The 19,695-nt window shown below is 67.8% G+C and carries 18 protein-coding genes; all 18 read left to right on the forward strand.

The genetic code is table 11. From position 1 onward, the window contains the following. Positions 1–458: 458 nt before the first annotated feature. Positions 459–1,037, forward strand: coding sequence for a type VI secretion system contractile sheath small subunit (tssB, locus tag H7F35_RS04180; protein WP_187111709.1), 579 nt, complete (start codon positions 459–461; stop codon positions 1,035–1,037). 62 nt (positions 1,038–1,099) lie between these two features. Continuing rightward, entirely contained in the window at positions 1,100–2,599 is a 1,500-nt protein-coding gene (gene tssC, locus H7F35_RS04185; RefSeq protein WP_187111710.1) for a type VI secretion system contractile sheath large subunit, read from the forward strand. A gap of 39 nt (positions 2,600–2,638) precedes the next feature. Next, a complete protein-coding gene (locus tag H7F35_RS04190; protein ID WP_187111711.1) occupies positions 2,639–3,118 on the forward strand; it encodes an Hcp family type VI secretion system effector in 480 nt (159 codons plus the stop codon). Positions 3,119–3,143: 25 nt separating this feature from the next. Beyond that, a complete protein-coding gene (gene tssE / locus H7F35_RS04195; protein ID WP_187111712.1) occupies positions 3,144–3,602 on the forward strand; it encodes a type VI secretion system baseplate subunit TssE in 459 nt (152 codons plus the stop codon). Positions 3,603–3,612: 10 nt separating this feature from the next. Continuing rightward, positions 3,613–5,406, forward strand: a complete 1,794-nt coding sequence (gene tssF / locus H7F35_RS04200; protein ID WP_187114135.1) for a type VI secretion system baseplate subunit TssF — start codon at positions 3,613–3,615, stop codon at positions 5,404–5,406. Next, entirely contained in the window at positions 5,403–6,407 is a 1,005-nt protein-coding gene (tssG, locus tag H7F35_RS04205; RefSeq protein ID WP_187111713.1) for a type VI secretion system baseplate subunit TssG, read from the forward strand. Before tssF ends, tssG begins: the two co-directional genes overlap by 4 nt. 14 nt (positions 6,408–6,421) lie before the next feature. Next, a complete protein-coding gene (gene tssH, locus H7F35_RS04210; RefSeq protein ID WP_187111714.1) occupies positions 6,422–9,163 on the forward strand; it encodes a type VI secretion system ATPase TssH in 2,742 nt (913 codons plus the stop codon). Then, the gene (gene tssI, locus H7F35_RS04215; RefSeq protein WP_261803523.1) at positions 9,163–11,112 is read left to right on the forward strand and encodes a type VI secretion system tip protein VgrG; all 1,950 of its coding nucleotides are present in this window, start codon (positions 9,163–9,165) and stop codon (positions 11,110–11,112) included. The genes tssH and tssI overlap by 1 nt, the downstream gene beginning before the upstream one ends. 5 nt (positions 11,113–11,117) lie before the next feature. Continuing rightward, entirely contained in the window at positions 11,118–11,828 is a 711-nt protein-coding gene (locus tag H7F35_RS04220; RefSeq protein ID WP_187111715.1) for a toxin-antitoxin system YwqK family antitoxin, read from the forward strand. 3 nt (positions 11,829–11,831) lie between these two features. Beyond that, on the forward strand, positions 11,832–12,221 hold the full coding sequence (locus tag H7F35_RS04225; protein WP_187111716.1) for a DUF4280 domain-containing protein: 390 nt from the start codon (positions 11,832–11,834) through the stop codon (positions 12,219–12,221). A gap of 50 nt (positions 12,222–12,271) precedes the next feature. Beyond that, a complete protein-coding gene (locus H7F35_RS04230) occupies positions 12,272–12,478 on the forward strand; it encodes a hypothetical protein (protein ID WP_261803524.1) in 207 nt (68 codons plus the stop codon). A gap of 17 nt (positions 12,479–12,495) precedes the next feature. Continuing rightward, positions 12,496–13,515: an ABC transporter substrate-binding protein gene (locus tag H7F35_RS04235; RefSeq protein ID WP_187111718.1), complete on the forward strand. Its 1,020-nt coding sequence runs from the start codon at positions 12,496–12,498 to the stop codon at positions 13,513–13,515. A gap of 23 nt (positions 13,516–13,538) precedes the next feature. Beyond that, positions 13,539–14,813 (forward strand): dicarboxylate/amino acid:cation symporter, encoded by a 1,275-nt coding sequence (locus tag H7F35_RS04240; RefSeq protein WP_187111719.1) that lies wholly within the window; start codon positions 13,539–13,541, stop codon positions 14,811–14,813. 13 nt (positions 14,814–14,826) lie between these two features. Further along, positions 14,827–15,561: an aspartate/glutamate racemase family protein gene (locus tag H7F35_RS04245; protein ID WP_187111720.1), complete on the forward strand. Its 735-nt coding sequence runs from the start codon at positions 14,827–14,829 to the stop codon at positions 15,559–15,561. Beyond that, positions 15,549–17,018 carry a dicarboxylate/amino acid:cation symporter gene (locus H7F35_RS04250; protein WP_187111721.1) on the forward strand — a complete coding sequence of 490 codons (1,470 nt, stop codon included), beginning with the start codon at positions 15,549–15,551 and terminating at the stop codon, positions 17,016–17,018. The genes H7F35_RS04245 and H7F35_RS04250 overlap by 13 nt, the downstream gene beginning before the upstream one ends. Continuing rightward, a complete protein-coding gene (locus tag H7F35_RS04255; RefSeq protein WP_187111722.1) occupies positions 17,015–17,491 on the forward strand; it encodes a hypothetical protein in 477 nt (158 codons plus the stop codon). Before H7F35_RS04250 ends, H7F35_RS04255 begins: the two co-directional genes overlap by 4 nt. 59 nt (positions 17,492–17,550) lie before the next feature. Beyond that, a complete protein-coding gene (gene tssK, locus H7F35_RS04260) occupies positions 17,551–18,891 on the forward strand; it encodes a type VI secretion system baseplate subunit TssK (protein ID WP_187111723.1) in 1,341 nt (446 codons plus the stop codon). A gap of 5 nt (positions 18,892–18,896) precedes the next feature. Then, positions 18,897–19,658, forward strand: a complete 762-nt coding sequence (locus tag H7F35_RS04265; protein WP_187111724.1) for a DotU family type IV/VI secretion system protein — start codon at positions 18,897–18,899, stop codon at positions 19,656–19,658. The last annotated feature ends 37 nt before the right edge of the window (positions 19,659–19,695 follow it).

The following is a 19,695-nucleotide window of genomic DNA, read 5'->3' on the forward strand; positions in this document are numbered from 1 at the left end:
CTGATTCATGAACCAATTCGAGGCCTGAAGCCCCTTCAGGTGCATTCAAAAGATTGCCCGATCCGCCTGCGCCCCCAAAAGGGGTTGCCCGTCGACGGCGCTTCATCGCCTCTCGCGCGCGATAACACCACCTCTGCTTTTTTGTCATTGGACTTTGGTCCGATGCGCCGGCCGACGCATCTACCTAGTATTTGCCCACTCATTTGTGTGACAAAACACCAATATATGTAACTTTTTCAACTCTAGGTACTTGTTTTTATTGGGTTTTGTCTCGTGCAAATGGAGTCCCTACCCATTTCTGGGGATTGTTAGTAAATATCTCTATTTGTATCTTCCGTTCGCCTTTGATGCATGTCGGGACTGCAACGGCAACGGTCCGTGCGCCGCCCAATCTGGCGAAGAGCGCCGAAAAACTTCACGTGTGTTCTTGTCAATTCAACCTTTTCTGAGAGCGAAAAATGTCGAATAGCCTGCAAAACTGGGTGGGACGCAACCGTCCGCCGCGCGTTCAGATCACCTACGACGTCGAGATCGGCGATGCCGTCGAAAAGAAGGAGCTCCCACTGGTCGTGGGCCTGCTGGCCGATCTGTCCGGCCAGCCCGCACAGCCCCTGCCCAAGCTCAAGGAGCGCCGCTTCGTCGAAGTCGACCGCGACAACTTCGACGAGGTGCTCGGCAACATCTCGCCCCGCCTCGACCTGTCGGTGCCCGACACCATGAAGGGCGACGGCAACCTGAAGATCGAGCTGAACTTCAAGGAATTCGGCGACTTCCACCCCGAAGCCATCGTGAGCCAGGTGCCCCGCCTGGCCAAGCTGCTCGAAGCCCGCCAGCAACTGCGCGACCTGCTCGCCAAGCTCGACGGCAACGACGAACTCGACGACCTGCTCGAGCGCGTGGTGCAGAACAGCGAAGACCTCAAGACGGTCCAGAGCCAGGCCAGGGCCGAAGCGGGCAGCGCACCGGCGCAGACCGCCCCGGCAGCACCGGCTGCGCAAACCGAATCGTCCCCCGAAGCCGAAGCACCGGCAGCGTGATCAACCACGCCGGCCGCAGCCCCTTCCGGGGTGCGCCTGGCAACTTTTGAATGGTGATAGAGATGGCCAACAAATCCAAAGCCGCCGAAGCCGGCAGCGCAGCAACCACCGTCACGACCAGTGACATGGGTCTGCTCGACAAGATCGTCCAAGAAGGCAACATGACGACCGAGCCTTCGCAGGGCGCCTACGCGAAGAAGCTGATCGGTCAGCTGGCTTCGCAGATCCTCGACGAAGGCATGAAGACCAGCCCCGACAAGGGCGTGGTCACGCTGATCAACGAGCGCGTCGCCGAAATCGACCGCCTGCTGACCGACCAGCTCAACGCGATCCTGCACGCCCCCGAGTTCCAGGCCCTCGAAGGCTCCTGGCGCGGGCTGCGCGACATGGTTTTCGGCACCGAGACCGGCAGCAACCTGAAGCTGCGCCTGCTCAACGTGAGCAAGAAAGACCTGCTCAAGGACCTGGAGACCGCCGTCGACCACGACACCAGCGTGCTCTTCAAGAAGATCTACGAAGAGGAATACGGCACCTACGGCGGCCACCCCTACTCGCTGCTGATCGGCGACTACTACTTCGGCCGCCACCCGCAAGACATCGCCCTGCTGGAGCGCGTCTCCCGCGTGGCCGCCGCCGCGCACGCGCCCTTCATCGCCGCCGCCGCGCCCGCCCTGTTCGACTTCAAGTCGTTCACCGAACTGGGCATTCCGCGCGACCTGTCCAAGACCTTCGAGAGCGCCGAGCTCGCCTCGTGGCGCAGCTTCCGCGAATCGGAAGACTCGCGCTACGTGTCGCTGGTGCTGCCCAGCTACGCCGCGCGCCTGCCCTACGGCGCCAAGACCAACCCCGTCGAGAACTTCAACTACGAAGAAGACGTGGACGGCTCCGACCACGGCAAGTACCTCTGGGCCAACGCGGCCTACCAGCTGGGTCTGCGCATCACGCAGGCGCATTCGCTGTACGGCTGGACCACCGCCATCCGCGGCGTCGAGGGCGGCGGCAAGGTCGACGGCATGGTGGCCCACGCCTACAAGACGGACGAAGGCGACATCGCGCTGAAGCCGCCGACGGAAGTGACCATCACCGACCGCCGCGAAAAGGAACTGAGCGACCTGGGCTTCATCGCCATCGTCAATTCCAAGGGCTCGAACACCGCAGCCTTCTTCGGCGGCCAGACCGTGAACAAGCCCAAGGTGTACGACAAGGACGCGGCCAACGCCAACGCGGCGGTCTCGGCGCGCCTGCCCTACATCCTGGCGGCTTCGCGTTTCGCGCATTACCTGAAGGTGATCGTGCGCGACAAGGTCGGCAGCTTCCAGACGCAGACCGACATGCAAAAGCACCTGAACAACTGGGTCGCCAACTACGTGCTGGTGAGCCCCTCGGCGCCGCAGGCCATGAAGGCCAAGTACCCGCTGAGCCAGGCCCGCGTGGACGTGACCGAAGTGCCGGGCAAGCCGGGCTCGTACCGCGCCATCGCCTTCCTGAAGCCGCACTTCCAGCTCGAGGAACTCTCGGCCTCGATCCGCCTGGTGGCCGACCTGCCGGCCGCAGCCGCCTGAGCCCCTTCGTCCGCACTCACAAACTGAAAGAACATCCAGATGGCTATCTACATCAAGTTCCCGGGTATCACGGGACAAACTCAGGTCGAAGGACACAAGGACGAGCTGGAAGTCTCGAGCTTCTCGTTCGGTGCCCAGATCTCCGTGACCAGCATCACCACCAACAAGACACGGACTCTCGACAAGCCGAACTTCTCCGACATCAGCCTATCGCGCTACTGCGACTCGGCGACCCCGCAGCTGCTGCAAAAGCTCGCCTCGGGTGAAGTCTTCAAGGGAGAAACCATCATCTCGTTCACGCGCGAGGACAACGGTGCCCTTCTCGACCTGATCGTCATGAAGCTCACCGACGCGATCCTCAGCTCGCTTCAACTGTCCAGCGGTGGCGATCCTCCGAGCGAGAGCCTCAGCCTGAACTACTCCAAGATCGAGATCGCGTACAAGCAGCAGAAGAAGGAAGGCGGCCCGGATGGCGTGGCGCCGTTCGTCTGGAACGTCGCGACGAACACCGCTTCCTGACCGACGCTCACACCCGACGCCTACTGTGTCCGAACTCGTCAAAGGGGGCGTCGCGCCCCTGTTCGACCGGCTGGTGTCGGCGCCGTCCGACCGCGTCAACGGCGCGCATCTCGAGACGATGGAGTCCGTCCAGGATTCCATCGGCCGCGAGCTGCGCCAGCTGTTCAACACGCGTTCGCCGCTGTCGGTGGCCGATTACGCGCAAGGAAGCGGCACCGTGCTGGAGTACGGCATTCCCGATTTTTCCGCGCTCAGCGCACAGAACGCCGCCGACCTCCAGCAGTTGGCGGCGTCGTTGCACCTGGCCGTGCAGCGCTACGAGCCGCGCCTGTCGGACGTGAGCGTGCAAGTGAGCGCCACGCCCAACCGGCATGAAGTGGCACTCGTGCACATCGGCGCACAGGCGCAGGCCGGGGTCACGCTGCGACGCGTGGACTTCGAGATGCTGCTCGGCACGCCGGACAGCCTGATGAAAGTCGCCTGACGTGTCCGACATCCAGCATAGCGACCTGCTGCAGTACTACAAGCGCGAACTGTCCTACCTGCGAGGACAGGGGTCGGACTTCGCCCAGCGCTATCCCAAGGTCGCCTCGCGGCTGTCGCTGCACGGCGGCGAATCGCTCGATCCGCACACCGAACGGCTGATCGAATCGGTGGCCTTTTTGTCGGCGCGCGTGCACCGCGACCTCGACCAGGAATTTCCAGACGTCGCCTACGCGCTGCTCGACAACCTCTGCCCGTCGCTGGTGCAGCCGCTGCCCTCGATGTCGGTGGCGCAATTCGGCCTCGATCCGGCGCAAGGCAAGGTCACTGCGGGCTTTCGCGTGCCGCGCCACACCATGCTGCATGCGCGCACCGCGCGCGCCCAGCCCGTGCCGCCGCAATCCGCGCCCTCGCAGGAGTGCCGCTTTCGCACCGCCTGGGACACCGTGCTGTGGCCCCTGCGCATTGCGCACGCCGCCATCGACACCGACGCCGTGCTGCGGCTCACGCTCGAATGCGATACCGAGGCCGACTTCTCCGAACTGGAGATCGACTGGCTGCGCATCCACCTGCAAGGCGACTGGATGACCACGATGCCGCTGTACGACGCGCTGGTGTCGGGCGTCAAGTCGGTCAGCGTCACTCCCGAAGGCGGCGCGCCGCAGACGCTGCCGGCCAACGCGTTGCGCGAGGTCGGCTTTGCCGAAGGCGAGGAAGTGCTGCCGCAGCCCGCCAACGCACAACCGGCCTACGGCCTGCTGCAGGAGTACTTCGCGTTTCCGCGCAAGTTTCATTTCTTCGACCTGCACCACCTGCGTTCGCGCCTGGGGCGCGGGCGCCGCTGCGAGCTGGCATTCCAGCTCGACCGGCCCGCACGCGCGCTGCGGCACCTGGACGCCGACAACTTCCAGCTCGGCTGCACGCCCATCGTCAACCTGTTCCCGCGCGTGAGCGAGCCGCTGGTGATGGACCAGCGCCACTACGAATACATGCTGGTGCCCGACCGCCAGCGCGACGCGACCACCGAGGTGCACTCCATCGTCTCGGTGATCGCCTCCGACCCCGATGCCGACAAGCCCGTCGACGTGCCGGGCTTCGCCGCCCTGGGCCACATGGATGGCGCACAGGGCACGCAGGGCGCGGTGTTCTGGGCCGCGCGGCGCGAGCCCTGCCTGCGCCAGAACATCCCCGGCACCGACGTCTTCCTGTCCTTCGTCGACCAGGGCAAGACGCACAGCCGGCCTGTGCAGCCTGTGGTCTACGCGCACCTGCTGTGCACCAACCGGCGGCTGGCGGAGCAGGTGCCCGTGGGCGCGCGCCTTGTGGCCGAGGGACCGTCGCAGCCCACGCACGTGCGCTGCCTGTACGAGCCCACCGCGCAGCGCGACCCACCGCTGGGCAGCGAGACGCTGTGGCGGCTGGTGTCGCTGCTCACACTCAACCACCAGTCGCTGGTGGACGGCTCCACCGGCCGCGACCAGTTGCGCGAGATGCTGCGGCTGTTCGCCTCCGACAGCCGCCGCGACCATGCCCAGATCCACGGCATCACCGGGCTCTCGGCGCGCGGCGTCACCGCGCACGTGGGCACCGAGGCCTGGCGTGGCTACTGCCGCGGCACGCAGGTCACGCTCGATTTCGAGGACGACGCCTTCGTCGGCGGGTCCCCGCTGCTGATGTCGGCCGTGCTCGCGCGGTTCTTCGCGATGTACACCTCGGTGAACTCCTTCGTTCGCCTCGCGGTGCGCAGCGGCGAGGAAGTCCGCAAGCAATGGGCGCCGATGACAGGTCGCCAGGTCGTGCTGTGATCGAACGCCTGACCGCCCGTCCGCAGGACTTCAACCTGTTCCAGGCCATCAGCCTGCTCGAGCGCGCCGCGCCCGAGGCGGTGCCCGTGGGCCGCTCGCGAGGCCCGCGCGAGCGCGAGGCCGTGCGGCTGCACGCCTTCGTCTCGCTGGCATTCGAGGCCAGCGACGTGCGCGAGGTTGGCACCGATGCGGTCACCGGCGAGCCCTTCACGCTCACAACGCCCGCGCTGTCGCTGGGCGGCAGCGGCGGCCCGCTGCCGATGCCTTTCACCGAAATGCTGCTGGAGCGCCGGATGCGGCGCGACCATGCGACGGCGGACTTCCTCGACATATTCAACCACCGCTTCCTGGCGTTCCTGTACCGCAGCCGCCGCAAACACCATGTGGCGCTCAACCCGCAGTCGCCGTCTGGCTCCACCCTGGCGTCCACGCTGGACGCAGCCAGCGCACTGGGCCTGCGCACCGGCGTGCGCGCGCCGGATGGCTCCGCCCTGTGGCTGCGCCATGCCGGCCTGCTGGGCGGCGCGCCGCGCAGCATGACCGCGCTGCTGGCCCTGCTGCGCGACCGCCTCGGTGTGCAGGTGCAGGGCACCCAGTTCCGTGGCCGCTGGCTCGCGCTGGAGCCCGATGCCTCGGCACGGCTGGACATGCGCACGCCGCTGGGCGGCGGCGCGGTGCTCGGCAAGCGGGTGTGGGACCAGGGCGCCGGCATCCGCCTCACGTTCAGCGACCTGAGCCAGCAGCGCCTGCACGGCCTGCTGCCACGCGGCGCCGACCACGCGCTCGCCAAGTGGCTGGTGCGCCGCTTCATCCCGCAGGACCTCAAGGTCGAGACGGAACTGCGGCTCGCGCCCACCGAGGCGCGCAGCAACAAGCTCTGCGCCGCGAACCCGATGCGCCTGGGCTGGACCTCGTGGATCGCGGGACCGACTTTCCGGGGCGCACTGCCCCCTGTTCGACACACCCTGACAAGCGACGCCGGCGACACGCCCGGCGCCTGACCCGCACACGCCCTATGGACATCGACATCCGCACCCTGCTCGGCCGGCTCAACCCCGAATGCAAGCGCGCCATGGAACAGGCGGCCGAGCTGTGCGTGCAGCAGACGCACTACAACGTCGACCTCGAACACCTGCTGCTGAAGCTGGTGGACAACGAAGCACCCGACCTGCGGCTGGTGTTCGGCCGCTTCGGCATCCGGCCCGATGCCGTGCAGGCGCAACTGCAGAAGTCGCTCGACACCTTCAAGCGGGGCAACGGCCGCACGCCGAGCCTGGCGCCCGACTTTGCGCCGCTGTTCCAGGAAGCCTGGCTCATGAGCTCGATGCTGCTGGGCCAACAACACATCCGCTCGGGCACGCTGATGCTGGCGCTGCTGGAGGTGGACCGGCTGCGCGGTCGCCTCGTCGACGCCGCGCCTGCGCTGCTGCAGATTCCGCGCGGCACGCTGCGCGACGAACTTGCCGGCCTGCTGCAGTCCTCGCCCGAGGACGCAGCCGCTTCGGCACTGGCCAATGCCCCGGTGGCGCCAGCGGCATCGGCGCCCGCCGTGAACCAGCCGGCCGCGCCATCGGCGTCAGCCGCCGGCACACCGCCGCTGCAGATGCCCACCGCGCGCCGCAACAACTCGGCCACGCCCTCGCTCGACCAGTACACCGTCGACATGACGCAGCTCGCGCGCGACGGCGCGATCGACCCGATCCGTGGCCGCGATGGCGAAATCCGCCAGATCATCGACGTGCTGCTGCGCCGCCGCCAGAACAACCCCATCCTCACCGGCGAGGCCGGCGTCGGCAAGACGGCCGTGGTCGAAGGCTTCGCACAGCGCGTGGTGCAGGGCGACGTGCCGCCCGCGCTGCGCCAGGTGTCGGTGCGCTCGCTCGACCTTGCGCTGCTGCAGGCCGGCGCGGGCGTAAAGGGCGAGTTCGAGAACCGGCTCAAATCGGTCATTGCCGAGGTCAAGGCCTCGCCCACGCCGGTGATCCTGTTCATCGACGAGGCGCACCAGCTCATCGGCGCGGGCGGCGCCGAGGGCCAGGGCGACGCGGCCAACCTGCTCAAGCCCGCGCTGGCGCGCGGCGAGCTGCGCACCATTGCCGCCACCACCTGGGCCGAGTACAAGAAATACGTGGAGCGCGATCCGGCACTGGCACGGCGCTTCCAGGTCGTGAAGATCGAGGAGCCGAGCGAAGAAGTGGCCATCGACATGCTGCGCGGCATGGTCGAAACGCTGGAGAAGCACCACGGCGTGGAGATCGTCGACGACGCCGTGCGCGAGGCCGTCAAGCTCTCGCACCGCTACATCACCGGCCGCCAGTTGCCCGACAAGGCCATCAGCGTGCTCGACACCGCCTGCGCGCGGGTGGCCATCGGGCAGAACGGGCTGCCGGCCGAACTCGAATCGGCCGCGCGCGACATCGCCACGGGCGAGAGCGAACTGCGCGTGCTGCGCCACGAAGCCGCCACCGGCGGCGACCACCAGGACGCCATCGCCACGCTCGGCGCGCGGCTCGATACGCTGCGCCAGAAGCACAAGCGCCTGTCCGACAAAGTCGACGAGGAGAAGCACGCGGTGATGGAAATCGTCGCGCTGCGCCGCAAGATTTCCGACAGCCTGCGCGACAACGCACCACCGCCCGACGAGGAGAACGACCCCGCGCTGCTCACCGCCGCGCTGCGCCGCCTCGAGAAAGGCCTGGAAGCTCTGCAGAGCGACGAGCCCATGGTGCCCGTTTGCGTCGACGGCGTGATGGTGGCCGAAGTCATCTCGGGCTGGACCGGCATTCCGGTCGGCAAGATGATGACCGACGAGCTGCACACGGTGCTCAACCTGAAAGAGAAGCTCGCCGAGCGCGTGGTCGGGCAAGACGACGCACTCGACGCCATCGCGCGGCGCGTGCGCACCTTCCGCGCCGACCTCGACGACCCCGGCAAGCCCGTGGGCGTGTTCATGCTGGTGGGCCCCAGTGGCGTCGGCAAGACCGAGACGGCCTTTGCGCTGGCCGACCTGCTGTACGGCGGCGAGCGCAATGTCATCACCGTGAACATGTCGGAGTTCCAGGAGGCGCACACCGTCTCCAGCCTGAAGGGCGCACCACCCGGCTACGTGGGCTACGGGCGCGGCGGCGTGCTGACCGAGGCCGTGCGCCGCCGCCCCTACAGCGTGGTGCTGCTCGACGAAATGGAGAAGGCCCATCCCGACGTGCTGGAGCTGTTCTTCCAGGTGTTCGACAAGGGCACCATGGAGGACGGTGAAGGCGTGCAGATCGACTTCAAGAACACGCTGATCCTGCTCACCTCCAACGCCGCGCAGGACGTGATCACGCAGGCCTCGCAGGGCGGGCGCAGGCCCGACCCCGAGGAGCTGGTGGAGCGGCTGCGCCCCGAGTTGCTCAAGCAGTTCAGCCCGGCCTTCCTGGGCCGTCTGGCGCTGGTGCCGTATCACCACCTGGGCGACGAACAGATCCGCTCGATCGCGAACCTCAAGCTCGGCAAGCTGGCGCGGCGCTTTGCGCTGAACCACCACGCCGCCTTCACCTGGGACGTGCAGGTGGAAGACGCCATCACCGCGCGCTGCACCGAGGTGGACAGCGGAGCCCGCAACATCGACCACATCCTGGCCCATGCGGTGCTGCCCGAACTCTCGCGCCAGGTGCTGGAGCGCATCTCGATGGCCGCCGCGTTCACCGCGGTGCACATGGGCATGGACGGCGACGGCGCCTTCGCCTTCCGCTTCGAGCCGGCAACGCTGAGCTGATGAACATGCGCGAGGGCTTCACCCAGCACGGCGCCTTCCTGACGGTGCGGACCGCGCTCGGGCCGGACGAACTGCTGCTCGACGCCTTCCAGGCCACGGAGGGCCTGTCGCAGCTGTTCGCGTGCACGCTCACCATGCGCGCCGACTCGAACACGCTGGAGGCCGCCGATGTGATCGGCACCTCGGCCACCGTCGCGCTGCAGCGGCACGAGAGCGAAACACGCTTCTTCAACGGCATCGTCTCCCGCTTCACCTACCTGGGCAGCAGCCGCAACTTTGCGATCTACACGCTCGAGCTGGTGCCGCGCATGTGGCTGCTCACGCTGGGCCGCGACCGCGTGATCTACCAGACCCTGAGCACGCCCGAGATCGTGGAGCAGGTGCTCACGGAGTTCGGCGTGGTCTACAGCACGCAGCTGAGCGGCACCTACGCAAAGCGCGAGTACTGCGTGCGCTACGACGAGACGGCCTTCGACTTCGTCTCGCGCCTGATGGAAGAAGAAGGCATCTTCTATTACTTCACCTTCGCGGACGGCGCGCACACGCTGGTGCTGGCCGACAGCCCGTCGGCATACGCGCCCTGCCCCCATGCCGAGAAGCTCGTCGTGCGCAGCGGCGAGGAAGACAGCGCGCACACCCATGCCGTCACCCGCTTCGAGTCGGATGCACGGCTGGTGGCCAGGTCGCAGGCGGTGGACGACTACGACTTCCTCACGCCCGACACCAGCCTGCTGGCGCAGCGCGAGGCCGAAAGCGGACGCGGCTTCGACTACGTATATCCCTCGCGCGCCGAGTCGCCGGCTGCTGGCGCCACGCGCGCGCGCATCCGCCTGGAAGAGCACCAGGCCGGCAGCCGCTCGGGCCGCGGCGACAGCCATTGCCATTACCTGACGCCGGGCACCACCTTCACGCTGGAAGAACATCCGCGCGAGGAACTCAACGCCAAGCACGTGGTGCGCAGCGTTCAGCACCACGCCGAGCAGGAGCGCTACAGCAACAGCTTCGAGACCCTGCCTCCCACCACCGCCTTCCGCCCGCCGCGCCTGACGCCGCGCCCGGTGGTGGCGGGCAGCCACACGGCGCGGGTGGTCGGGCCGAGCGGTGAAGAAATCTGGACCGACGCGCACGGTCGCATCAAGGTGCAGTTCCCATGGGATCGCCTGGGCAAGAAGGACGAGAAGAGTTCCTGCTGGGTGCGCGTCTCGCAGATGTGGGCCGGCAAGGGCTGGGGCGCGCTCTTCCTGCCGCGCATCGGGCAGGAGGTGGTCGTGAGCTATGTCGATGGCGACCCCGACCGGCCGCTGGTCTCGGGCAGCGTCTACAACGGCACGAACCCCACGCCGGTCGCCTTGCCGGGCATGTCGTCGCAAAGCACCATTCGCTCGAACTCGACCAAGGGCGGCGAAGGGTTCAACGAGCTGCGCTTCGAGGACAAGAAGGACGCCGAAGAGTTCTACCTGCACGCGCAGAAAGACATGCGCGTGGAAATCGAGAACGACCTGAGCACCACGGTGATGGCCGGCAACGAGGTCCACGCCGTCACCAAGGGCAATCGCACGGTCAAGGTCGACACGGGCAACGAGACCCACTCGGTCAAGGGCACGCGCGCGCTGGACATCACGGGCAACGAGACGCACGGCAACAAAGCCGACTTCACGCAGACGGTGACGGGCAACTACGAGCTCAAGGTCACGGGCAACCTGGTGATCGACGTGACGGGCACCCTGCTCATCAAGTCGGCCCAGACGCTGGACCTGAAGGCCGGCACCGACCTGGGCGCCAAGGCTGGCGTCAACTTCAAGGCCGAGGCCGGCGTGGCACTGTCGGCCAAGGGCGGCGCCTCGCTGTCGAACGAAGCGCCGTCGATCAGCAGCAAGGCCTCGGGCATGAACGCCGTCGAGGGTGGCGGCATGGTCACGCTCAAGGGCGGGCTGGTGAAGATCAATTGAGCGCCATGGCCCTTCCCTCTCTTCCATCCGCACCCGATACCGTCGTGCGCGAGGCGCTGGACGGCGCCGGCCAGACGGTCGTGCGCGCGTCGTTCCTGGGCGATGCAGCACACGGGCCGATGCAGGTTTTCTCGGCCACGGGCAAGCCTGCGATGGAAGCCTCTTATCAGGCAGGCCTGCCGCACGGCGCGATGCGCCTCTTCGACGAACACGGCCAGCTGCTGCAGGAAACGCAGCGCCTGGGCGGTGTGGCCGAAGGCATCACGCGCAGCTACTACCCCAGCGGCAAGCTGATGCAGACACAGCAGCATGTGCGCGGCGCGCTGCATGGCGAAGCCGTGGCGTATGCCGAATCGGGTGATGTCACGGCGCGGCTGCGCTACACGGCCGGCCGGCTCGAAGGCGAAGCCACTTACTTCCACGAAGGGCGCCTGGTGCGGCGCGAGCACTACCGCACCGGACTGCTCCACGGCGAAGTGCTCGACCACCTGCCAAGCGGCGGCGTGGCGCAGTCGTCCACCTATGTGGCCAACGTGCTGCACGGTCCGCTGCGGCGCTTCTGGCCCAACGGCCAGTTGATGGAAGAGATCGCCTACCGCCAGGGAAAGCCGTACGGCAACCCGCGCCGCTACGACGACGCGGGCCGCGAGATCGTGGACACCGCCGCGCCACCGGGCTTCATGAAGAGCCTGGAAAAACTTGTGAGAGGAGGCTGAACCATGGGCATGCATGTCTGCATGGGGGCCACGCTGCAGTGCAGCTTCGGCGCCGCGCCTTCCAGCCTTGTGGTGCTGCCCGTGAGCGGCGTGGTCACCAGCGGCGTGCCGGGCGCCACCATCATGGACAACAAGCCGCTGGCCAACATCCTGCCCTTCGGCACCTGCAACAGCATGTCGAACCCGATGGTGGCCGCTGCCACCGCCGCCGCGCTCGGCGCCTTCACGCCGATGCCCTGCATTCCGGTGACGGTCGCGCCCTGGGCGCCCGGTTCGCCCACGGTGCTGCTCGGCAACATGCCCGCGCTGCAGGACAGCTCCAAGCTCGCCTGCAACTGGGGCGGCGTGATCCAGGTCGTCGTGCCGGGGCAGTTCACCTCCATGGTTCCCTGAGCCGGTCATCACTCAACCCCCGCCCACCCATGTCGCAATACGTTTTCACGATGAGCTCCCGCATGGTCGCCATCACGGTGACCTGCCTGGTGCTGCTGTGCGCCCTCCTGTTCCTGATGGGCATCGAGATCGGCAAGCTGCTGGCGCCCGCGCCTGTTCCTGCTGCCGCCGTCGTGGCGCCCGCGCCGCTGCAATCCCCATCGTCTTCCCCCGCGCCCGCTCCAGCGGTCGCGCCGGCTCCCGCCCCCACCCAATGACCAAAGTGATTCCAAGCATGTCGAACAACACACGACACCTCACGGGCATGCACATCGCGCTGCGGCGCCTTGCCCTTCCCGCCTTGCTGGCATTCGCCGGCCTCTGCGCGAGCAGCGGCGTTGGCGCGGCGGGCGAGCGGCCCGTGGCGCAGGGCGTGATCGCCGCGCCTGCCACGGCTGCACCCGTGGTGGCAGTCGCCGCTTCCGCAACATCCACGGCCGCCACCACGTCGGACGTCCCCGCAGCGCCGCCCGCCCCGGTGATCACCAACGGCCTCGTGCGGGTGCCCGACGGCCGCCTGCTCGCACCCGACATCGCGCGCATCGTCACGCGCGGCGAGCTCGTGGTGGCCATGCTCAAGGTCGACACGCCGCCATTCTTCTTCTTCGACGACAGCGGCCAGTGGACCGGGCTGGAAGTGGGCCTGGCGCAGTCGCTCGCCAAGGAGCTGGGCGTCAAGCTGCGCTTCAACCGCGACGCCGGCACCTTCAACGCGGTGGTCGACCTGCTGGCCAGCGGCCAGGCCGACCTGGCCATCAGCAAGCTGTCGCGCACGCTGGCGCGCACGCAGACCATCGCCTTCAGCGACTCATACCTCACGCTGAACCACTCGCTGATCCTCAACCGCGTGAAGTTCGCACAGCTCTCGCACGGGCGGCCGCTGCCGGAGGTCATCCGCAACTTCAACGGCAGCATCGGCGTGATCGCCAAGTCGTCGTTCGCGGACTACGCGCGCACCAACTTCCCGCACGCCAAGGTGCAGGAATTCCCGACGTGGAACGACGTGCTGGCGGCCCTGCACAAAGGCGAGATCGTGAGCGCCTACCGCGACGAGTTCGAAGTCAAGCGCGTGCTCAAGGCCGATCCCACCGTGTCGCTCGTGCTGCGCACCGTGACGCTGAAGGACCTGGAGGACACGCTGGGCATCGGCGTGGCCGTGACCGACCCCACGCTGCTGGCCTACGTCAACCAGTTCCTTGCCCAGCGTACCGAGAAGCTCGACATCCAGAAGGTCCTGCAGGCACTCGAGCGCTGAGCGGCACAGGACACACCACCATCATGAATCCCTCCAAGTTCTACGCCTTCGTCCTCAACCCCTGGGTCGTGATCATCAGCCTCGGGGCCGGCGTCGCCTTCGGCATGCTCGCACCCGCGCTCGCGACCACCCTGGGCTTCGTGGGCGACATCTACGTCGACCTGCTGAAGATGATCACGCTGCCCTTCATGGTCTCGGCCGTGATCTTCAGCCTGCAGCGGCTGTTCCGCGACGGCGGCACCGCGAGCCTGCTGGGCCGCGTGGCGCTGGTGTTCCTCGCGTTCTCGGCCTTCGTGGCCATTGCCGGCGCAGCCACGCTGCTGATTCTTCGCCCCGGCGAGAACCTGCCGGCCAGCACCATGCAGACCTTCGGCCAGATCGTCGGCGGCGACCTGAGCGCCAGCGACACGGCCATGAACCTGCGCGGCGTCGACGAAGTCAAGAAGACCGCGAGCTTCGCCGACATGCTGGTGAGCCTGGTGCCGGCCAACATCTTCTCGGCGCTGGCCAACGGCGACACGCTCAAGACGCTGGTGTTCGCATTGCTGTTCGGCCTGGCGGTGGGGCACGTGCCCACCCGCATCTCCGATGGCCTGACGCAGGCACTGGAGACGGTCTATCACGCCTGCCAGACGCTGATGCGCTGGCTGAGCTTTCCGCTGCCGGTGGTGCTGTTCTGCATGAGCGCGGCGCAGCTGGGAAAAACCGGCATCGAGCCGCTGCGTGCGATGGGCGCCTTCGTGCTGGCGTTCCTGGTGGTGTCGGTGCTGCTGCTGGCGGTGGCGTGCGTGATCATCTGGAAGCGCTCCAACGGCACGCTGGGGCAGACGCTCAATGCCATGCGCGGCCCCTTCGCGCTGGCACTGGCCACGCGCAGCAGCGCCACCTGCATGCCGATCATGATCGAGAGCCTGGTCACGCGGCTGGGCTTCGCGCGCTCGCGGGTCGAACTGCTGGTGCCGCTCACGGTGTCGCTGCTGCGCATCGGGCCGGTCGTGTACTACGTGTGCGCCACGCTCTTCATCGCGCAGATCTACGGGCGCTCGCTGTCGGCAGTGGAGATCGGCATCGTGCTCACTTCGTCGGTGCTCGCGGGCTTCGCCTCGGCGGGCATGACGGGGCTGGTGACGGTGTCGCTGATCGGCATGACCTGCACCTACCTGGGCCTGCCCTTCGAGGCGGCATTCATCCTGTTCCTGGCGGTGGACCCGGTGTGCGACATGCTGCGCACGCTGGTGCTGGTCATCGGCAACACAGCGGCCGTCGCTGTCGTGTGCCCCCGGCCACTGAAGATCTAGAGGGCACGCACTCATGTCACGCATCGGCGTTCTCGGCGGCATGGGCCCATCGGCCACGGTGGACTTCATGGAAAAGATCATCCAGCTCACGCCCGCCACGCGCGACCAGGAGCACTTGCCGGTGATCGTGGCGAACCTGCCGCACGTGCCGGACCGCTCCAGCGCCATCCTGGGCACGGGGCCCGACCCGCTGAGTGCGCTGCTCGCGGGCATCGACGTGCTCAACGGCATCGGCGTGGGCGTGATCGCGATTCCCTGCAACTCGTCGCACCACTGGTACGCGCAGATGGCCGCGCACAGCCGGGCGCCGCTGATCCATATCGCGCAGTCGTGCGTGGCCGCCGTCGCGACGGCGCCGAACGAACGGGCCGTGCGGGTGGCGGTGCTCGCCACGCGCGGCGCACTCGCCTCGGGCTTCTACCAGCAGGCGCTGCGCGAACGCGACATCGACTTCATCGTGCCCGACGCCACGACCGGCCAGGACCATGTGGACGCCTGCATCCGCGCCGTGAAGGGCGGCGACGTGCAGGCCGGCGCGGCCGCCTTCGAGCTTGCACTCGAAGCCTTGGCCGCCACCGGTGCCACCGCGGTGATCATGGGCTGCACCGAGTTGCCGATTGCCGCACATGCCGCGAACGCCGCCGGGCACAGCGCGCTGACGCTGATCGACAGCTCGCTGGAGCTGGCCCGCGCCACCGTCGCCTTCGCGCTCGACAGGGGATGGAACAAGCCGACATGGGTTTCCTGACGCGCATGTCCCACAGCCTGCTCGCCCTGCTGCTGTGCATGGCGGCAGGCGCTGTCGCGGGCGTGTATGCGCCCGCGGTGGGCGACGTGGCGTACACCGCGGCGCAGGTGTACCTGTCGATCGTGAGCATGGCGGCCATTCCGCTGCTGGTGGTGGCCACCTTCTTCGGCCTGCGACAGACCATGGGCCTGCCCTTTCCAGGCCGGCGCATCGCGATGATCGCGGGCCTTGCGCTGCTGCTGGTGGCGAGCTGCGCGGGCACCGGGCTGGCGCTGGGCTGGGTGAATGCGCCGGGCGCGCATCTGGACGCCGATGCACGCGAGCACCTCGGCGAACTGGTGCAAAAGGCCGGCGACGGCGGCGACCTCGAGATGCGCCTGTACGAAAGCGGCACGCAGGCAACACCCATCGAACGCCCCCGGGCCACGGTGGTGCCCGACAACTTCTTCCGTGTGCTGGTGGAAGGGCGCTCGCTGGGCATCCTGTCGTGCGCGCTGATATTCGGCCTGGCCTTCGCCGCGCTGGCGCGCACGCAGCATGCCGCGCTCAACCACATGTTCGAGGGCATCTACCGCACGCTCGAACTCATCATCGCGCGCGCCAACATCCTGCTGCCGGTGGTGGCCTTCGGCATGTCGGCGCATGTGTTCTCACAGACCGACGCGGTGACGATCCGCGCCATGAGCGGCTTCCTGCTGCATTTCGTGGTGCTGGTGGCGCTGCTGGGCATGGCCGCCATCGCGGTGATCCACCGGCGCGGCAACCAGCCGCTGGCCCATGTGCTGCAGCACCTGAAGACGCCGATGCTGGTGAGCCTGATGTCGTCGAGTACCACGGCCAGCATTCCCCACACCATCGAGGCGATGAGCGCGCGCCTGGGCTTCAGCCGCGGCATCGTCGAGCTGGTGGTGCCCACCGCATCCGTGTTCCTGCGCGCGGGCTCGGCGCTTTACTACGTGCTGCTGGCGCTGTTCGTGGCCAACCTGTACGACCGCACGCTCAGCGCGGCCGACATCGGAATGATCGGCACCGGCGCGACGGTCGCGGCCTTCGCCTCGGCGGGCAACAACAGCCTGACCAACGTGGGCTATGCGGGCATCGTGCTGTCGCTGCTGCAGTTGCCCATCGAAGCGGCGTTGGCGCTGTTCCTGGCCATCGACCTGATCTGCGAGGGGCCGCGCAACCTGCTCACGCTGCTGGCCAGCTGCGCGCTGATCTCGATCGTGTCGGCCGGCCTGCCGTCGGAGCGCGTGACGGCGCCCGCGGCAGACGCGACGCCCCCGCAGCCGCTGCGCCTGGTGCTCACGCGCGGCCACATCGCGCTGCTGGCGGGCTGCAGCGTGCTGGCCTCCCTGCTGATCCTGCTGATGGGCATTGCCGTGGGCGCGCGGCAGGCCGTCCTGCCCTCCGCCGCGTATGCGACTTCCGCCGCGACGAATCCTGGAATTTCGCGATGAACCGGACAAATAATTTTTTCTTCCGATGGGTCGCCGCCGTGCTGCTGCTCACGCAGCTGGCCGCGTGCGGCAGCCTGCTGCCCAAGGGCACGCGCGTGGACTGGAGCGAGTTCACGCTGTCGGCCGCACCCGGCGCCAACCAGAACAGCCCGGTGGCAGTCGATGTGGTGATGGTGCTGGACGACACCATGCTCGCCCGCATCACCGAGCTCACCGCAGCCAAGTGGTTCGGCGCGCGCGCCGACCTGCAGAAGACCTTTCCGCAGAGCCTGTCGTACCTCTCGTGGGAGCTGGTGCCGGGCCAGACGATTCGCGTGCCCTCCAGCGCCTTCGGCTCGCAGCGCGTGGCGGCCGTGCTCGTCTTCGCGAACTACACCACGCCCGGCGCCAATCGCGTGCGGGTGGAAGACCTCAAGGGCGCCGTTGTCGCCCGCTTCGACGTTCAAAGCTTCGACGTGTCCACCACACGCTGAACAACCCGGACCTTCATCAGTGAACACCGCATTCCATCTTTCCCGCGCAGGAGCCCGCCATGTCTGACGTGCACCGCGCCGCGCCCATCACCGACCGCATCGAGTGGCATGAAGGCATGCTGCTGTCGCCGCAGCACTTCCAGCAGTTCTCGGCGCGCATGGACTCCCTCGTGGCCTGGCAGACGCTGGCCGCCGTGCCCTTCAGCTGGGGCGTACGCCGACTGGTGTTCGACCAGGACCTGCTGCCCGCCAACCTGCTGCGCGTGCAGGCACTGGACGCGATCCTGCCGGACGGCACCGCCGTGCAGTACTCGGCCGCCGAGGCCGCGCACGGCACGCTCGAGCTGTCGCTCGCATCGCATGCGGAGCAACTGGCCAACGGGCCGCTCGACATCTACCTCACGCTGCCGGTTACCGGCCTCACACGGCATCGCTCCGATACCGTGCGCTATCGCTCGGTATCTGGCGCGCCGCTGGAAGACGCCGTGTCGGACGCCGAGCCCGCGGACATTCCACGCATGCTGCCGCGCCTGGCGCTCAGCGCCGGCGCCGTGCCGCCCGGCACGCACGTGCACCTGCGCCTGGGCCAGGTGTTCAAGGAAAACGAGGTGGTGAAGCTGGGCGACGTGCAGCCACCGCTGCTGGAGGTGGCGCGCGACAACCCGCTGTGGACGGCGGCTGCCGCCCTGCTGGGCCAGTTGCGCGGCAAGGCCGCCTTCGTTGCGAAGCAGACGGCCGTGCCGTCCTCGCGCGTGGACGACCGCCTTGCGCATCTCGAACTGAAGGACCGGTTGCGCAGCCTGCTGTCGGGCCTGCCGCATGCCGAGGCCGTGCTGCGCACGCCGCACCTGCATCCGCTGCCGATGTACTGGTCGCTGTGCGCGCTGCTGGCGTCGCTGAGCCTGCTGCGGCCCGGCGGCCTGCCACCGCTGCCGATGGACTACGACCATGCGAACCCCTCGCGCGTGTTCAAGCCGCTGCTGCAGGCGTTGCGCGATGCGGTGTCCGAGGTGAGCCAGGAATACCGCGAGCACAAGTTCGAGTTTCGCCAAGGGGCCTTCGAGACCACGCTGCAGCCGCCGTGGCTGGCCGGCACGCGCATCGTGGTCGGCCTGCGCGGCCAGTCGGACAAGGACCTGCTGGCCTGGATGGACAGCGCCATCATCGGCTCGCAGTCGGCCTACCCCTCGCTGCGCGAGCGCCGCGTGCTGGGCGCGGTGCGCCGGCCCATCGAGTCGGCCGACGAGCTCGGCCTGCGCCCCGGCTCGGGCTACCTGCTCTACGCCATCCAGACCAGCACCGCGCTGACCGTGCCCGGCGAGCTGCTGGTGATAGCCAATGCCAACGAAGGCGCCACCGCGCAGCCTCCGCAGGAAATCGTGCTGTTCATCAAGGACTGACGCCCATGGCACGCACCCTTCCCGACCTTGCGGTCGACGACCACATCACCAAGCAGTTCCGCGCGTTCTACGACGAGATCGTGAAGGCCCGCGACCGCACCGTCGAATCGCGCGAGACCGACCCCGACATGGTGGCGCAGGCGCTGGCCCGCCACCTGGAAAACCTGCTGGAGCTGCAGTCGCTCGAATCGCGCCGCGACAGCACGCGCTTCGAGCTGGAGAACGTGGCCGACGCGCGCTACCTGAAGGCCGCGCTGGCCGACGAGATCCTGCTGCAAACGCCGTGGGTCGGGCGCGAGCGCTGGACCGCCCACCTGCTGGAGTCTTCGCTGTTTCGCACCAACATCGCGGGCGACCTGGTGTTCAGTCGCATCGAAGAGTTGCTGTCGGCCCGCGAGCCCTCGAAGCGCGACATCGCGCGGCTGTATCTCTTTGCGCTGGCGCTGGGCTTCCAGGGCAAGTACCGCGGCAGTGGCGAAACAGCGCGCCTGCTCGGCTATCGCGAGGAACTGTTCCAGTTCGTCTACCAGCGGCCGGCCGATTTCTCGGGCCGCGACCGCGTGGTGTCCGAGCGGGCGTATGCGAGCACGCTCTCGCACATCGCGCCGCGCAAGCTGCCCACGCTGAGCCGCTGGACGGTGTTGTTCCTGCTGGGCGTCGCCTCGCTGCTGGCGGTGTCGGAGTTGTTGTGGCTGTGGCAGTCGTGGCCGGTGCGGCAGGTGCTGCAGCCGGGTGCGGTCGATGCGTCGGGGGCCTACCAGCGATGAACATCGTCCGCCAACTCAAGAGCCCCAGGAGGTCGTC

The sequence above is a fragment of the Variovorax sp. PAMC26660 genome, from assembly GCF_014302995.1.
Taxonomy (GTDB): domain Bacteria; phylum Pseudomonadota; class Gammaproteobacteria; order Burkholderiales; family Burkholderiaceae_C; genus Variovorax.

Coding starts and splice junctions, on each gene's coding strand:
- tssB (WP_187111709.1), top strand. CDS start 459: ATGTCGAATAGCCTGCAAAACTGGGTGGGACGCAACCGTCCGCCGCGC.
- tssC (WP_187111710.1), top strand. CDS start 1,100: ATGGCCAACAAATCCAAAGCCGCCGAAGCCGGCAGCGCAGCAACCACC.
- H7F35_RS04190 (WP_187111711.1), top strand. CDS start 2,639: ATGGCTATCTACATCAAGTTCCCGGGTATCACGGGACAAACTCAGGTC.
- tssH (WP_187111714.1), top strand. CDS start 6,422: ATGGACATCGACATCCGCACCCTGCTCGGCCGGCTCAACCCCGAATGC.
- tssI (WP_261803523.1), top strand. CDS start 9,163: ATGAACATGCGCGAGGGCTTCACCCAGCACGGCGCCTTCCTGACGGTG.
- H7F35_RS04220 (WP_187111715.1), top strand. CDS start 11,118: ATGGCCCTTCCCTCTCTTCCATCCGCACCCGATACCGTCGTGCGCGAG.
- H7F35_RS04225 (WP_187111716.1), top strand. CDS start 11,832: ATGGGCATGCATGTCTGCATGGGGGCCACGCTGCAGTGCAGCTTCGGC.
- H7F35_RS04230 (WP_261803524.1), top strand. CDS start 12,272: ATGAGCTCCCGCATGGTCGCCATCACGGTGACCTGCCTGGTGCTGCTG.
- H7F35_RS04235 (WP_187111718.1), top strand. CDS start 12,496: ATGTCGAACAACACACGACACCTCACGGGCATGCACATCGCGCTGCGG.
- H7F35_RS04240 (WP_187111719.1), top strand. CDS start 13,539: ATGAATCCCTCCAAGTTCTACGCCTTCGTCCTCAACCCCTGGGTCGTG.
- H7F35_RS04245 (WP_187111720.1), top strand. CDS start 14,827: ATGTCACGCATCGGCGTTCTCGGCGGCATGGGCCCATCGGCCACGGTG.
- H7F35_RS04250 (WP_187111721.1), top strand. CDS start 15,549: ATGGGTTTCCTGACGCGCATGTCCCACAGCCTGCTCGCCCTGCTGCTG.
- H7F35_RS04255 (WP_187111722.1), top strand. CDS start 17,015: ATGAACCGGACAAATAATTTTTTCTTCCGATGGGTCGCCGCCGTGCTG.
- tssK (WP_187111723.1), top strand. CDS start 17,551: ATGTCTGACGTGCACCGCGCCGCGCCCATCACCGACCGCATCGAGTGG.
- H7F35_RS04265 (WP_187111724.1), top strand. CDS start 18,897: ATGGCACGCACCCTTCCCGACCTTGCGGTCGACGACCACATCACCAAG.